Raw genomic sequence first — 13,369 nt, 5'->3', positions numbered from 1 at the left:
CCGCTCACCATGCCGGCCTCACGCCCGCCGCCGCCGTGGCCGGCGTGAACGTGCGCAGGTCGATGGTCGCGCGGTTGCCGCTCGCGAGGCGGTCGTCGATGATCGTCACGCTCGCGTTTTGCAGGCCTTTTTGCAGGCGATGCAGGTAATACTCGAACGCGAACGCGGGGCCGCCGAGGCCTTGCGCGATCACGTCGGCGTCGAAATCGATCTGTTGCACGCGGGCGGTGGCGAGCGTGTCGGCGGCATCGGCGCTGCCTTGCGCCACCGCTTCGATCGCCTGCTGCTGCGCGCCGCCGAGCGTGGCCGCCGCGAAGCCGCGCGCTTGCACCACGCTCGCCTGCGCGCGAATCTGCGCCGCCTGCACGCCGTGATAGGCCGCCGCCGCGCCCGCCGGCGGATGCACGCTCTCGATCACCACCGCCATCACTTCGATGCCGCTCGCGAGACGGTCCAGCTCGCCCTGCACGCTCGCGCGCAGCGTGTTGGCCATCGCGGTCTGCGGCGTGTCGATCAGCGACTGCAAGGTGCGCGAGGCGAGATAGCGCACCACGGCGCGGTTCGCGATCGCCCGCACGGTTTCGTCCATATCGACGGCGCGATAGAGCGCCGCGCGCGCCGCCGCGTCCGAGAGCGCGATGCGGTAGTCGAGGCGCACATCGGCGCTCACGACCTGGAAGGCCTGCTGATCGCCGCTCGTGCCCGCGATCACCTGAGTGGTTTCCCACGGATGCGCGACGTCCCAGAGGCGGTTGAGCTGATCGGGCGGCGCGGCGTCGGCGGCCACGCGCGGCGCGGCCTGGCTTGCGTCGTTCGCGCTGCCCGAGACGATCAGTTGATGCACCGCGCCGTTGTCGATCACGCGCGTGCGCCCGAACGGCCAGGGCAAGCCGACGTGCAAGCCCGGTTGCCAGACCGCGACCGGCGCGCCGAAGCGCTCGTAGACGGCGCGCTGATCGGGACCGAGCACGGCGACGCCGCCCAGCAGCCAGCCGAGCACGACCACGGTCGCGATCGCGGCGGGCAGCAGGCGCACGAAACTTTGCAGCGCCCAGTTCTGCCGCAGGTCGATGCCGTAACGCATGCGCAACTGCGCGCTCAGCGCCGCGAAAGGCCGCGCCTGAACGCGCAGTGCATTCGCGAGCGCGCTGTGCAGCAACCCCGAATCCGATAACGATGACGATGCCGATGCCGACGGTCCCGCAACGAACGCGGCCCACACCGAACGCGCCGCCAGCTCGACCGCCACGAGGCCGCTCAACACGGCGACGAGACGCACGAGCCAGGTCAGCGCCTCGCCCGTCTGCGCGAACCAGGCCGCGGCCGCCGCCGCGCTCAACGACACGACGAGGATCACGCGCAGCAGGCCGGCCAGCGCAGCGGGCTCGCGCGAAGCCTGTGCGTCTTGTGACGTTTGCATCGCCTGTGAAGCGCGATGCGTCTGCACGCGTTCGGCGTACAGCGCCGCGAACGCCAGCAGCAACGCCGCCACGCCCGCGACGAGCAACGGCGCGTGCGAACCGGCCGACGCGGCAACAGACGCATCGGCCATATTGGAGAGATCGGCGGAAATGGAAACCGTCGCGGCACCCGGCGCGGGCATCGTCCACGCGAACACCGCGAGCGCAATCGACACGAGCGCGCCAAACGGCACGACGGCGGGCCGCCACGGCAATGCGCGCAACAAGGCTTGCCACTGCGCGCGCTCATCGTCGGCGGATGAGGCTTCGTGCTGCGCGGCGGCGGCCTTCGAGCGGTCATGCCGGAACGCGAGCCGCGCGAGTTGCAGCAGCGTCTTCCAGAGCGGCGTGCTCGCGTGCATACGCTGCATGGCGAGACGCGTGCCGATCACCGCGAGCAGCAGGTTCAGACACGCACTCGCCAGCACCGCGCACGCACGCGCATCGATCATGAGACGCGGCGCGAGCATGGCGGCAAGCGCGAGCCCGGTCCACACGACGACGAGTCCCGCTGCGCAGCCGGCCAGCTTCGCATGACCCGCGCGGGCGGCCAGGCCGTACCCGGCGTCGCGGTTGTCGCGCGCTGCGCGATGCACCATCGGCAATCCTTACATGGAAATTACGGAAATCGGACGCGCAAACGTTGTCTATTCACGCGCCCCGAAACGCGCGCCCAATGTAGCGCGCTCGTTAAGGAAACTCAACATTAATAGACCGCCGTTGAAGCCGTGAGCGCGTGTCGGAGCGGTCCGCATGCATCGCTGAACGGGCATCGCGTTCACGTACGACAGCGCACTTTCGGCGCACTTTCGGCGCACAATAGCCGAGGCGGTGCGGGGGACAGGCAGGACTCGAATTCAAGCGGACGGCAAGCAGGCGATGGGCGGTTCGAGCGCCTGTGCGAGGCTGTCGTCATCGACGCTCAATCCAACATCGGCCATACGCTATGGACGGCTTGCTGATCGGACCGGCAACACGCAGGCAGGCGATCGCCGCAGCGCTCTGCGCGCTCGCGATCCTGCTCGCGCTCGCCCTCGCCGCGCCCCGCGCGCGCGATGCGCTGCCGCCCGTCGCGCCCTTCATGCCGATGTGCGCGCTCACCGTCTTCACCACGTCGGGCATCGCCGCCTTTCTGCTCGGCGGGCGTTTCGCGGCCACGCGCCTGCCGATGCTCGGCGCGCTCGGCGGCGCCTACGCGTTCACGGCCATCGCCGTCGCGCTCCAGCTCCTGATGTTTCCTGGCGTGTTCACGCGCAGCGGCCTGCTCGGCGCGGGGCCGCACAGCGCCGCGTGGATGTGGGTGTTCTGGCACGCGGGCTTCCCGGTCTTCGTGATCGTCGCGGCAAGCGTGCGCAACCGCGCGAACGCCGTGACATCGTCGATGGCGACGGCGTCGACCTTTGGCGGCGCGCGCGGCTGGCTGCTCGTGGCCGGTCCCGCCGTGCTTGCGGCGCTGCTAGGCGTCCTCGTGATCCAGGTCGATTTCGCGCAGCCGTGGCCGGTGGCGCACGTCGCCGCGCCAGCCGGGTTGAGCGTTCAGGGCAATCCGCTTGCGGCGCACGCCGTGGGCATCGTCATCGGCGTGCTGAATCTGGCGGCCATCGCGGTCGTGCTGCTCAAGGGGCGGCTGCGGCTCGTGCTCGATCTGTGGATCGTGGTGGCGCTGCTCGCCTCGTTCGTCGACGTCGCGCTCAACACGCTGAGCGTCGAGCGCTTCACGCTGGGCTGGTACGTCGCGCGTGTGTTCAGCATGTTCGCGCCGGGCGTGCTGGTGTGCGTGCTCGTCTGGGAAGTGACCGCGCTCTACCGGCGGCTCGCGCAGGAGCACGCCTCGCTCGTGCACAGCTCGGCGCACGATGCGCTCACGCGCATCTACAACCGCAGCTTTTTCGACGAGCAGTTCCGCCGCGAGGTCGAGCAGGCGGCGCGCGCGGACCGGCCGCTGTCGCTGGTGATGATCGACGTCGATCACTTCAAGCAGTACAACGACGCCTACGGCCATCTGCACGGCGACGCCTGTCTCGGCGCGGTGGCGGGCGCGCTCGCGAGCACGCTGCGGCGGCCCGGCGAATTCGTCGCGCGCTACGGCGGCGAGGAGTTTGCGCTGGTGCTGCCCGATACCCCCGCCGACGAAGCGGGCACCATCGCCGAACGCGCCCGCGCGGCGGTGGCGCGGCTCGCGATCGCCGCGCCGAGCCCGGACGGCCACGTGACGGTAAGCGCGGGCTGCGCGACCCGCAGTCCCTTGCCCGTCACCGTCGACGACACGCCGAACGCCGGCGCCCTCGCGCTCATCGAAGCCGCCGACGCGGCGCTCTACGCGGCCAAGCGCGCCGGTCGCAACCGCATCGCGCGCGCGGACGCGAGCCTCGCCTGAGGACGTTTGCGTGACGATCGCGCTGCCTCATCGCCGCCGTCGATTCACCGCGCGAAAGCCGTGCTACGCTAGGCCTCTTCCTCAGCGGGAGACGTCCATGGCCGACATCGCACACGTGTTCGTCCTGATGATGGAGAACCGTTCCTTCGATCACGTCTTCGGGCTAGCGGGCCTCGAAGGCGTCGCGCCGCCGCCCGCTTCGTGGGGCTTCGCCGCGGGTGCGCCCGACCGCATCGCGACCGACCCGCCGCACGAATTCGACGACGTGGCCGCGCAGATCGCGGGCACGCCGCCCATGAGCGGCTTCGCAAACGGGCCGAACGCGGCTGTTGCGATGCAGGGCTTCGGCGCGGGCGCGCTGCCCGTCGTGGACCAGCTCGCGCGCGAGTTCGTGCTGTTCGACAACTGGTTTTCGTCGATGCCCGGACCCACCTGGCCCAACCGCTTCTTCGCGCATGCGGCGTCGTCGGGCGGCCTCGCCAACAGTCCGGGCGGACTGACGAGCGCGGCCTCGGAAACCATCGACAGCCTCGGCTTTTCGTTCCAGAACGGCACGCTGTTCGCGCGCCTCGCCGCGAGCGGCAAGCGCTGGCGCGTCTATCACGCCGACGCCTTTCCGCAGGTGCTGGCCATCAAAGGCCTCGTGGGCGGCTTCTTTCACGGCGACACCTTCCGCACGATCCGACCCGGCAGCGCCGACGACGCCTTCCAGCAAGATCTCAACGACAGCAGCGGCTACGACATCGACTACACCTTCATCGAGCCGAGCTACGGACTGCTGAGCGCGAATTTCGCCGATGGCAATTCGCAGCATCCGGTCGGGTCGATGTCCTCGGGCGAGCGCTTCATCCAGTACGTGTACGAGACGATCCGCAACGCGCCGGCCGTCTGGGCGCGCAGCGCGCTGCTGGTGACGTGGGACGAACACGGCGGCTTTTTCGATCACGTGCCGCCGCCCGCCGCCGAGCCGCCGGGCGACGCCGATCTGAACAGCCATCGCGCCGCCGTGCCCAGCGAGTTCGCGTTCGACCGGCTGGGCGTGCGCGTGCCCGCGCTGCTGATTTCGCCGTGGGCGCCGCGCGGACGCACGGGCAGCGCGCTGTTTCCGCGCGCGGCGGGCGCACCGCAGGACACGGCGTTCGACCATGCGTCGATCGTGCGCTCGGTGCGCGAGCTGTTCGGCCTTGGCGCGCCGTTGACGCAGCGCGACGCGACCTCGCCTTCGTGGCTCGGCGCCTTGCTTGCCGCCCCGCGGGCAAGCGGCGACGACGGGCCCGCGCGGTTGAACGTAACCGGCGCGGCCGCTGCCACTGCGCCCTCGCCCGCCGACGCCGCCGCCCCCGCCGTGGCGCGCGCGCCGCTGGCCGGCGTGGCCACGCCCACGTTCAATCAGGTCAGCGGATTCGCGTCGATTGCGCACGCACTCGATCTGCAAATGGCCGAGGACACGAGCGACGTCCCCGCCATCGAGGATCCGTCGCTGTTCGGCGCGCGGCTGCGCGGGCAGTCGCCGGGCTCGGCCATGCCGCGCGCCGCCACGCCCGGACACCCGACCGCGCAAGCCGTGGCCGACTATGTCGCCTATATCGCGAAGCAGACCGACGCGCATCGGCGGCGAAGCGGACGTCGCTGAGCCGCGCGCAATGCGTCAGCGTGCGCGATCGACGCGATCGACGCGATAGCGCTTCGGCGGCGGCACGGGCTTCGCGCGGCGCGCCGGACGTTTGGCGCGCCGCGCGCCGGATTGCGCCGCGGCTTCCCGCGCCGCCACCGGCTCGATGCGCACACGCGCCGACCCCGCGCCCGAATAACCGAGCACGCGCGCCGCGCCGAACGACAGGTCGATCACGCGACCGCGCGCATACGGCCCGCGATCGTTGATGCGCACGACCACGGAGCGCCCCGTCGCGGGCAGCGTCACGCGCGCGAACGAGCCGAACGGCAGCGTGCGATGCGCCGCAGTCAATGCGTACATGTCGAAACGTTCGCCGTTCGCGGTGCGATGGCCATGGAATTCGCGTCCGTACCACGACGCGATGCCGGTCTGAAAGCGTCGCTGCGCGTGCCGCATGCGCTCGACATGCTGGCCGGATACCGCGTGGTGCGACGCGACACGCGTGTGCTTCTGCGCAGAGACTGCGTGCCCTTCGCGCGTCTCATGCCTGATCGGCGAAACCGGCGCGGGCTTGCGCGCCTGCGCCGTGCCCATCAACGCAACAAGCAGCGGCACCAGCGCGACGCGCCAACGCCGCGCGACGGGTGCGTTTTGGCCCCGCGCGCGCCCGAGCGCCACGGCAGACTGGATCTTCTTCAACGTGTTCCCGAGGGTCTGATTGTTCTTCCGCCCGCGCCTGGCAGGCGTGCAGCGTGCGCCCGGTCAGGGCTGCGTGAGCGGCCCCGAGCCGGCAGGCAGATGCGCGAGCGGGTCGACCGGCTTGCCGCCTTCGCGCATCTCGAACTGGAGCAGCGCTTGACCATCGGCGCGTGCCCCCATTTCGGCGATGGACGCGCCCTGCTGCACCGGATCGCCTTCCGCGACGAGCAGGCGGCGGTTGTTGCCGTACGCGGTCACATAGCCGTTCTCGTGCTTGACGATCACCATCAGCCCGTAAGCCTTGATGCTGTCGCCCGCATACACCACGCGCCCGGGCGCGGCGGCGCGAATCGGCGTGCCCGCATGACCGGCGATCTCGATCCCGCGTGCGCCATCGGCACCGAACTCGCGCACGATCACGCCGCTCACGGGCCACACGAAGCGACTGCTCGCGCTCGCCGACACCGCGCCCGCGGACGGCTGCGCTTGAGCCGACGCGCCGTCATGCCACGCACGCCAGTCCGGCGGCCCCATGCGCAGCGTCTGCCCGGCATGCAGCGGCGCGTTTTCCTCCAGGCTGTTCCATTGCGCGACGTCGCGCGCAGTGCGCCCGAAGGCGAACGCCACGCTCTGCAAGGTGTCGTTGGGCTTCACGCAGTAGTAGCCCGCGATCACGCCATGGCACGCGGACGCCGCGCCGCCGCGTTCGAAGTCGCCGTCGAACGCACAACCGGACAGCGTCGCGGCCGTGGTCACCGCCACGGTCGCTACCAGACCACTTGCCCACCCCGCGCCGCGTCCCGGCCTGACCATGAACGACCCCAGCCACGATTTCATTGATTCGTCATCCTATGTTTATCGGCAATGCAGGCGGCGCGTCGATTCGACGGAGGCCGCCACGCGGCCAGTCGAATGCGCAAGCGGCGCAAGTCCCGTTCGGGAGCCTGCGCCGCTGCGAAATGCGCCGCTTCAGGCGGCCATGACGTTGGCGTTAGTGCTGGAATGCCGGCGCCTGATCGAGCGGCTGTGCGCGATCGGCGGGCGATTGCATGGCGACGTCGCGGCGGGCGTGGTGCTTGCCGCTGTGCTTGTGGGCGTGCTTGTGATGATGGCCGGCGGGCGCGGCGGATGCCGTCTGCGTGAAGGCAGCGGCGGAAACGAAAAGGGCGAGGCTGGCGATCAGGATGCGCTTCATGGTGTGACTCGATAAAACGGGATTAAGAAGGATCGAGAACCAACCAAGCGATTGGCCCTCGCCCGCAAAACGCCCACCTTATCGCCCAGTTGACGCCCCGCTCTCACACCTGACAATCCTTTACAACAATGCGCGAAACTCGACCATCTCTGCAAATTTCCCTTAAATTGCGGGGCCGTTTTGCGCGTCGCGGATGACCTTCGCGATCGCCTCAGAACACGCCGAGTGCGAGTCCCGCCGCCAGTCCTTCGCCGAGTTCGGCGCAGCGCGCGAGATCGTCGGGGCCGATGATCTTCGGCGCGAGAATGCGCTCCGGCGTTTGCGCGTGCGTGCACACGATCATTCCTTGCGCCACGGCTTTCAGCCGCCAGCCCGTCGCGATGCGTTCGATCTGGCGCAGCGCGTTTTGTCCGTCGCTGCCCGCGCAGATCATCGCGGCATAAGGACGCCCGCTTACGCGGTCGAGTGCCGCGTAATAGCAGCGATCGAAGAAGTCCTTCATCAGCCCGGACATCGATGCGAGATTCTCGGGCGTCGCGAACAGATAGCCGTCGGCGGCCAGGACATCGTTTGGAACGCTGGCGTCGGCGCGTTGCAGACGCACGTTCACGCCCGCCTGCGCACGCGCCGCGCGCGCGGACGCTTCGGCCATCTGCTGCGTGCCGCCCGTCATCGAGTGATAGACGATCAATAGCGTTTTCATTGCGTCTTTGTGAGCCTGTTCGCTTCGCGAAATGCCGATGATACCGTGCACGCCCGCGCCCACAGCGCGCGCCCGGCGCTTCGCAGTATTATCAGGCGATGCCTACCTCTACCTATGTCGCCCTGCTGCGCGCCGTGAATGTCGGCGGCACCGGCAAACTCGCCATGACCGAACTGCGCGCGATGTGCGAAGCGCTCGGTTTCGCCAACGTGCGCACCTATATCGCCAGCGGCAATGTCGTGTTCGACAGCCGCCTCGCCGCATCGAGCGTGAAGAAGCAACTCGAAGCGAGCCTCGAGGCTTACGCGGGCAAACCCGTCGGCGTGCTGTTGCGCAACGCCGCCGAGATGGCGGCCATCGTCGCCGCCAATCCCTTCGCCGATGCGCCGCCCGATCGCACTGTCGCGATCTTTCTCGACACCGCGCCGCCCGCGAACCTGCTCGAAACGGCGCGCGGCCAGCAAGCGGAAAGCATCGTCGCGGGCAAGCGCGAAATCTACGTGCAGTATCCGGACGGCATTGGCCGCTCGAAGCTCAAACTGCCCGCTGCCGCCGACGGCACCGCGCGCAATATGAACACCGTCGCCACGCTCGCGCAATGGGCCAATCAGCGCGCCGAATAAAAATGAAAGCTCGCTGACGCCTTCGCGAAGCCGCGGTGCAGCACGGCTGTCACGCGTCTGTCTTATGATGAAACGCCATGCACCCGGAGATGCAGACGATGACGCTTCCCTACGGTTTCGCAAAAGGCAAGATCACTTCCGCGCCGCAACTCAAGCCCACGCAGCGGCCGCATGAAGTGCAGTATCACCTGCATTTCGGCCTCGATGTGGGCGGCGCGCAGTGGGATGTGGCGGTCAATGTCGGCACCACCGACGCCGACGACCTGCTCAAATACAAGCTGCTCTTCGATTTTCGCCACGCCATGTTGCAGACGCTGCAAGCCGATGCCTCGGGCGAGCAGAATCTCACGGGCCAGCACGCGCTGCCCGCGCTCGATTTCCAGCGCAGCGACTTTCTCGCCAACACCGGCGCATGGCGCAACAGCGACGTGATGGACGGCACCGATGCCGTCGAACCGGTCGCCACGCTCCAGCGTCTTTTGTTGCGCGCGCAACAATCCGGCTACGACGTTTATGTGTATGGCCGCTTCTACAGCGAAGGCAACGGCGTCCACGACGTGCACATGAATCAGGGATCGAAAGGCGAATTCATTCATCGCGCGGGCAACGACCGCAACGATCACAACGACATCTGGCAGGACGGCGCGCTGCTCGTCGACGTGGGCGCGCCGCAATGGGTGCTCTATGTGGCCGCGTTCGATCAGCAATATCTGCCGACCGACGATCTCGGCAATCCCACCGCGGACTCGAAACCGATCGCCTGAGCAGTCAGCGCGATTCAGCCCCGACGCAAGATAAGCGCGGCAATATGCGCGACATGTCAGGCCGATCGTTGATACAGCGGCGCGGGCTATCGTAATATACGCGAAGTTATATCGACGCTTTGTCGATTTTTCCGGTCGATTTTCAGCCGATCCCCTGTCGATCGCCGTCAGGCCGCCGCGCGGCCCGGAGCCTCCACGATGAACCTCGCGCCCCACGCCGCTGCGGCCACTTCCACCGATCACACCGATCACACCGATCGCACCGATCCTGCCGACGAAGACGTCGTACTCACGCTCTCCGGCAGCGTGGTACGGCCTCAAACGCTCACGCTCGCAGCCTTGCGCGCGATGCCGAGCGTCACGTGCGCGCCCTTCGATCTGCGTTGCTACACCACGCAGCGGTTCATCCGCACGGTCGAGCCTTATCGCGGCGTGCTGCTGACGGCGTTGATCGAGCACGCGGGCCTGCACTACGAAGCGCCCGGCGACTTCAAGCGCATGATCTTTCTGGCCGTCGGCCATGACGGCTATGCCGTGCCGTTCACGTGGCACGAGCTGTTCAACTCGCCGGTGGGCGAGCAGGCCATCGTCGCCTATGAATGCGGCGGCCAGCCGCTCAGCGCCGCGGACGGCGCGCCCGTGCTGTTCTCCGGCGCGGACAGCGTGCCCGCGCCGCGCCATCTGAAGCGTCTCGCGCGCATCGAAACGCGCGTGCTTGCGCCTTGAACATGCCTTGAGCACGCCGCTCAGGCGAGCGCCGCCATCGCGTGCTTGAGGCCCATCACCGCGCGCGCCGACGTCATACTCCCGCGCTCCGGAAAGAAGCCAAGTTCGACGCCCTTGTGCTCGCCGTGCGCAAACACCGCGCGGCATGACGCGTGCACCTGCGTCGCGCCGCTCGCGCGCACGATGCCCGCCACGTTGAGCGCGTCGATGCCGCTGCCCGGCATGATGCCGATGCGGTTCGCCGCGTGCCGCACGAGGGCGTTCAGCGCGACGATGCCATCGGCCGCGCGCGCGGCGCCGCCCGAGGTCAGAATGCGTTCGAAGCCCAGCGCCACCGCTTCTTCGAGCGCGCGCGCCGGATCGGGCACGAGATCGAAGACGCGATGCAACGTGGTACCGAGCCCGCGCGCGCGTTCGCACAAGACGGCCAGCATCTGCACGTCGAGCTGACGATCGGCCCGCGCCGCGCCGAGCACGACGCCCGCGAGACCGGCCGCGCGCATGGCGTCGATATCGGCGAGCATGGCTTCCGTGTCGGCGGGCGACCACGCGAACGAGCGCGCGTGCGGCCGGATCATCGCGTAGACGGGAATCGGCGCGTGCGCCGCCGCCGCGATCAGGCCGGGCGTCGGCGTGAGGCCCCCCAGATCGAGCGCCGAACACAATTCAATCCGATCGGCGCCGCCCGCGACGGCGGCGTCGAGTCCGTCCACGCTGTCCACGCAGATTTCGAGCGTTATAGGCATCGGCGATCCTTGTTTCATGAGGTGAAAGAGCGTTGACGAGGCTTAGCGGTTTGAAGCCTGGCGCGCGAGCAGCGCCGCGCCGATCAGGCCGCCATCGGCGCTGAAACGGCCGGGCACCACGAGCGGTTCGTCGCGCCGATGCAGCACGTGCGAGCGGACCGCCTGATCGAGCCGCCCTATTAGCGCGGGCGAACCGGCGAGCCCGCCGCCCACCGTCACGCGCGACGCGCCCGTGACGTTGACCACGGCAGCCAGCGGATCCGCGACCAGTTCGAGCCAGACGCCGATCGTGCGCACGGCGGCGCGATCGGCGTGCGTCCAGGCATCGAGGATCGCGTGGCTGTCCAGCGCGGGTGTCGGCGAATCGGTGGTCGATGCCGCGTTCAGGAACACATGCAGCCGCTCGATCCCGCGCGCGCCGCCTATCGTATCGACACAACCGCGCTGACCGCAGCCGCACGCGAAGCGCGGCACGTACAGCGGCTCGGGCTCGCCTTCCGGCTGACATTGCGTGTTGACGATGGGACCGTGCCCCCACTCGCCCGTCACGCCGCCCGCGCCCTGTATCAGTTGTCCGTTCGCGACGAGGCCGCCGCCGACGCCCGTGCCGAGCACGGCGGAGAACACCACGCGATGACCGGCGCCCGCGCCGGCCACGGCTTCCGCGAGCGCGAGGCAGTCAGCGTCGTTCGCGGCGAACACCGGGCGGCCGAGCCGCGCGCCGAGTTCGCTCGCGAGCTTGCGGCCCGTGATACAGGGAATATTGGCGGAAAACGCGGTGCCGTCGGCGGGATCGACGAGGCCCGCAATCGATAGCGCGAGCGCCGCATCGGCGGCACCGTCGACATGCGCCGCGAGCATTGCACTCAACGTATCGACGAATTGAGTCCAGTCGTGCGCGGGCGTAAGCTGCTTCGCGAGCGCGACGAGTTCGCCCGCGTGCGTGCAGGCGGCGAGGCGAATGAACGAGCCGCCGATATCGGCGGTATAGAGCGTGCGCGCGCCCGCGAGTGCGGGCAGGGCGTGATCCGGCATGAAGGGCCTCTCGCAGCGCCGCCCGCGCGGCTTGCGCGCGCCGCGCCGGGCAATCCCGGCCGACGCCTGTGAGCGGCAGCCCTCACACTTTACGCGGCGCGCCGTGGTCGAAGCAAACGCACCGTCTTGAGCGCTTCAAACCGCCGCCGGCGCTTCGCGGCGTTGCACCGGCCGGCATTGCGCCACGACCTGGGCGAGACGGGCGATGGCGTGATCGACATCGGCTTCGGTCGTGTAGCGGCCAATGCTGAAACGCAGCGTGCGGCTCGCGGCGTCGGCGTCGAGGCCGATCGCACTCAGCACATGCGAAGGCGCGCCCGATGCCGAGTTGCACGCCGACGTGGACGACACCGCCACATCCGCCGCCAGCATGAACGGGAAAAAGCCCGCGTGGCCGATCGTGAGACTCAGCGTATGCACAATGCGGCGCGCCGCGCGCGCGTTCTGCGTGACGCCGTCGAGACGCAGCGCACCGTCGAGCAAACGCGCGGCCAGTTGCGCGATGCGCTGCGTATCGGCGTCCATGCGCTCGGCGGCCAGCGCGCACGCCGTGCCCATGCCGACGATCTGATGCGTCGCGAGCGTGCCCGAACGCAACCCGCGCTCGTGGCCGCCGCCGTGCATCTGCGCCGCGATGCGCGCGGCCGCTTCGCGGCGCACGTACAGCGCGCCGATGCCCTTCGGCCCATAGACCTTGTGCGCCGACATCGACAGCAGATCGATGCCGAGCGCGTTCACGTCGATCGGCGTCTTGCCGAGCGCCTGTGCGGCGTCTACGTGCAGCAGCGCGCCCGCCGCGTGCACGATCGGCGCGATGGCGGCAATGTCGGTCAACGTGCCGATCTCGTTGTTCACGAGCATCAGCGAAACGAGGCCCGTGTCGTCGCGCAACGCGGCCTGCACGGCGGCGGGCGTGATGTCGCCGTGCGCGTCGGGACACACGAAGCTCGCTGTCATGCCGCGCTTTTCGAGGCTCGCGACGGTGTCGAGAATCGCCTTGTGTTCGAGGCAGCTGGTGATCAGATGGCGTCGGTCGGCGGCGTTATCCGCGTAGCCTTTCAAGGCGAGATTGTTCGATTCGGTCGCGCCCGAGGTCCAGACGATCTCGTCGGCGTGCGCGCCGATCAGCGCGGCCACCTGGGCACGCGCGGCTTCGACGAGCGAGCGCGCCTGCATGCCCGCCGCGTGCGAACTCGATGCCGGATTGCCAAACGCGCCTTCCATGCCGAGGCATTCGCTCATGGCGGCGATCACGCGCGGGTCGGCCGGCGTGGTCGCCGCGTAGTCGAAATAGTGCAGTTTTTCAGCCATTCTCGTGGTACTGGGAAGAGAGATTTCGAGACTCGAATGGCCATCCATGCTACGCGGCAGCGACGAGAAAATGATTCCAAATCGCTCGCCGATTTCGGGCAAACGCAGAATTATT

The 13,369-nt window shown here is 68.9% G+C and carries 12 protein-coding genes and 1 pseudogene; 6 read left to right on the top strand and 7 right to left on the bottom strand.

Translation table 11 applies throughout. The annotated features are described in order from the left end of the window. Positions 1–4: 4 nt before the first annotated feature. Entirely contained in the window at positions 5–2,059 is a 2,055-nt protein-coding gene (locus BMY06_RS05030; RefSeq protein ID WP_244144266.1) for an SPFH domain-containing protein, read from the bottom strand. A 347-nt stretch (positions 2,060–2,406) separates the two neighbouring features. Here BMY06_RS05030 and BMY06_RS05025 point away from each other — a divergent pair, with 347 nt between their 5' ends. Together BMY06_RS05025 and BMY06_RS05020 are read left to right on the top strand one after the other, a co-directional pair. Continuing rightward, positions 2,407–3,837, top strand: coding sequence for a sensor domain-containing diguanylate cyclase (locus BMY06_RS05025; protein WP_074981859.1), 1,431 nt, complete (start codon positions 2,407–2,409; stop codon positions 3,835–3,837). A gap of 97 nt (positions 3,838–3,934) precedes the next feature. Then, complete coding sequence (locus BMY06_RS05020; protein ID WP_074981857.1) at positions 3,935–5,470, top strand: alkaline phosphatase family protein; 1,536 nt, start codon at positions 3,935–3,937, stop codon at positions 5,468–5,470. A 15-nt stretch (positions 5,471–5,485) separates the two neighbouring features. On the opposite strand, the gene BMY06_RS38055 is transcribed toward BMY06_RS05020, so the two are convergent. Next, the gene (locus BMY06_RS38055) at positions 5,486–6,151 is read right to left on the bottom strand and encodes a septal ring lytic transglycosylase RlpA family protein (protein ID WP_237181741.1); all 666 of its coding nucleotides are present in this window, start codon (positions 6,149–6,151) and stop codon (positions 5,486–5,488) included. 63 nt (positions 6,152–6,214) lie between these two features. Then, on the bottom strand, positions 6,215–6,988 hold the full coding sequence (locus tag BMY06_RS05010) for a peptidoglycan DD-metalloendopeptidase family protein (protein ID WP_237181743.1): 774 nt from the start codon (positions 6,986–6,988) through the stop codon (positions 6,215–6,217). Here BMY06_RS05010 and BMY06_RS38440 point away from each other — a divergent pair. Further along, positions 6,963–7,361: a hypothetical protein gene (locus BMY06_RS38440; RefSeq protein ID WP_143064406.1), complete on the top strand. Its 399-nt coding sequence runs from the start codon at positions 6,963–6,965 to the stop codon at positions 7,359–7,361. The genes BMY06_RS05010 and BMY06_RS38440 overlap by 26 nt on opposite strands. 196 nt (positions 7,362–7,557) lie before the next feature. On the opposite strand, the gene BMY06_RS05000 is transcribed toward BMY06_RS38440, so the two are convergent. Then, on the bottom strand, positions 7,558–8,049 hold the full coding sequence (locus BMY06_RS05000; RefSeq protein ID WP_065061560.1) for a flavodoxin family protein: 492 nt from the start codon (positions 8,047–8,049) through the stop codon (positions 7,558–7,560). Positions 8,050–8,147: 98 nt separating this feature from the next. On the opposite strand from BMY06_RS05000, the gene BMY06_RS04995 reads away from it, so the two are divergent. The 3 genes from BMY06_RS04995 to BMY06_RS04985 all read left to right on the top strand — a co-directional run bounded on the left by BMY06_RS04995 (position 8,148) and on the right by BMY06_RS04985 (position 10,162). Continuing rightward, positions 8,148–8,672, top strand: a complete 525-nt coding sequence (locus tag BMY06_RS04995) for a DUF1697 domain-containing protein (protein WP_065061535.1) — start codon at positions 8,148–8,150, stop codon at positions 8,670–8,672. A 98-nt stretch (positions 8,673–8,770) separates the two neighbouring features. Then, on the top strand, positions 8,771–9,436 hold the full coding sequence (locus tag BMY06_RS04990; protein WP_074982169.1) for a DUF2278 family protein: 666 nt from the start codon (positions 8,771–8,773) through the stop codon (positions 9,434–9,436). 198 nt (positions 9,437–9,634) lie between these two features. Continuing rightward, positions 9,635–10,162, top strand: a complete 528-nt coding sequence (locus tag BMY06_RS04985; protein WP_080180896.1) for a molybdopterin-dependent oxidoreductase — start codon at positions 9,635–9,637, stop codon at positions 10,160–10,162. Between the two features lie 20 nt (positions 10,163–10,182). Here BMY06_RS04985 and BMY06_RS04980 read toward each other — a convergent pair whose 3' ends face one another. The 3 genes and pseudogenes from BMY06_RS04980 to BMY06_RS04970 all read right to left on the bottom strand — a co-directional run. Further along, positions 10,183–10,908: a copper homeostasis protein CutC gene (locus BMY06_RS04980; protein ID WP_065061557.1), complete on the bottom strand. Its 726-nt coding sequence runs from the start codon at positions 10,906–10,908 to the stop codon at positions 10,183–10,185. Between the two features lie 42 nt (positions 10,909–10,950). Further along, on the bottom strand, positions 10,951–11,943 hold the full coding sequence (locus BMY06_RS04975) for an ROK family protein (protein WP_074981854.1): 993 nt from the start codon (positions 11,941–11,943) through the stop codon (positions 10,951–10,953). A gap of 171 nt (positions 11,944–12,114) precedes the next feature. Beyond that, positions 12,115–13,254 (bottom strand): annotated as a pseudogene (locus BMY06_RS04970) (cysteine desulfurase family protein); the annotation flags it as partial. Positions 13,255–13,369: the final 115 nt, after the last annotated feature.

The sequence above is a fragment of the Paraburkholderia tropica genome, from assembly GCF_900109265.1.
Classification (GTDB): Bacteria; Pseudomonadota; Gammaproteobacteria; order Burkholderiales; family Burkholderiaceae; genus Paraburkholderia; species Paraburkholderia tropica.
This window is presented reverse-complemented; position numbering and strand designations above follow the sequence as displayed.

What these genes read in the sequence shown, in the direction of transcription:
- BMY06_RS04985 (WP_080180896.1), top strand. Translation starts at nt 9,635, where the DNA reads ATGAACCTCGCGCCCCACGCCGCTGCGGCCACTTCCACCGATCACACC.
- BMY06_RS38440 (WP_143064406.1), top strand. Translation starts at nt 6,963, where the DNA reads ATGAACGACCCCAGCCACGATTTCATTGATTCGTCATCCTATGTTTAT.
- BMY06_RS05030 (WP_244144266.1), bottom strand. Translation starts at nt 2,059, where the DNA reads ATGGTGCATCGCGCAGCGCGCGACAACCGCGACGCCGGGTACGGCCTG.
- BMY06_RS05010 (WP_237181743.1), bottom strand. Translation starts at nt 6,988, where the DNA reads ATGAAATCGTGGCTGGGGTCGTTCATGGTCAGGCCGGGACGCGGCGCG.
- BMY06_RS04975 (WP_074981854.1), bottom strand. Translation starts at nt 11,943, where the DNA reads ATGCCGGATCACGCCCTGCCCGCACTCGCGGGCGCGCGCACGCTCTAT.
- BMY06_RS04995 (WP_065061535.1), top strand. Translation starts at nt 8,148, where the DNA reads ATGCCTACCTCTACCTATGTCGCCCTGCTGCGCGCCGTGAATGTCGGC.
- BMY06_RS05000 (WP_065061560.1), bottom strand. Translation starts at nt 8,049, where the DNA reads ATGAAAACGCTATTGATCGTCTATCACTCGATGACGGGCGGCACGCAG.
- BMY06_RS04980 (WP_065061557.1), bottom strand. Translation starts at nt 10,908, where the DNA reads ATGCCTATAACGCTCGAAATCTGCGTGGACAGCGTGGACGGACTCGAC.
- BMY06_RS05025 (WP_074981859.1), top strand. Translation starts at nt 2,407, where the DNA reads ATGGACGGCTTGCTGATCGGACCGGCAACACGCAGGCAGGCGATCGCC.
- BMY06_RS04990 (WP_074982169.1), top strand. Translation starts at nt 8,771, where the DNA reads ATGACGCTTCCCTACGGTTTCGCAAAAGGCAAGATCACTTCCGCGCCG.
- BMY06_RS05020 (WP_074981857.1), top strand. Translation starts at nt 3,935, where the DNA reads ATGGCCGACATCGCACACGTGTTCGTCCTGATGATGGAGAACCGTTCC.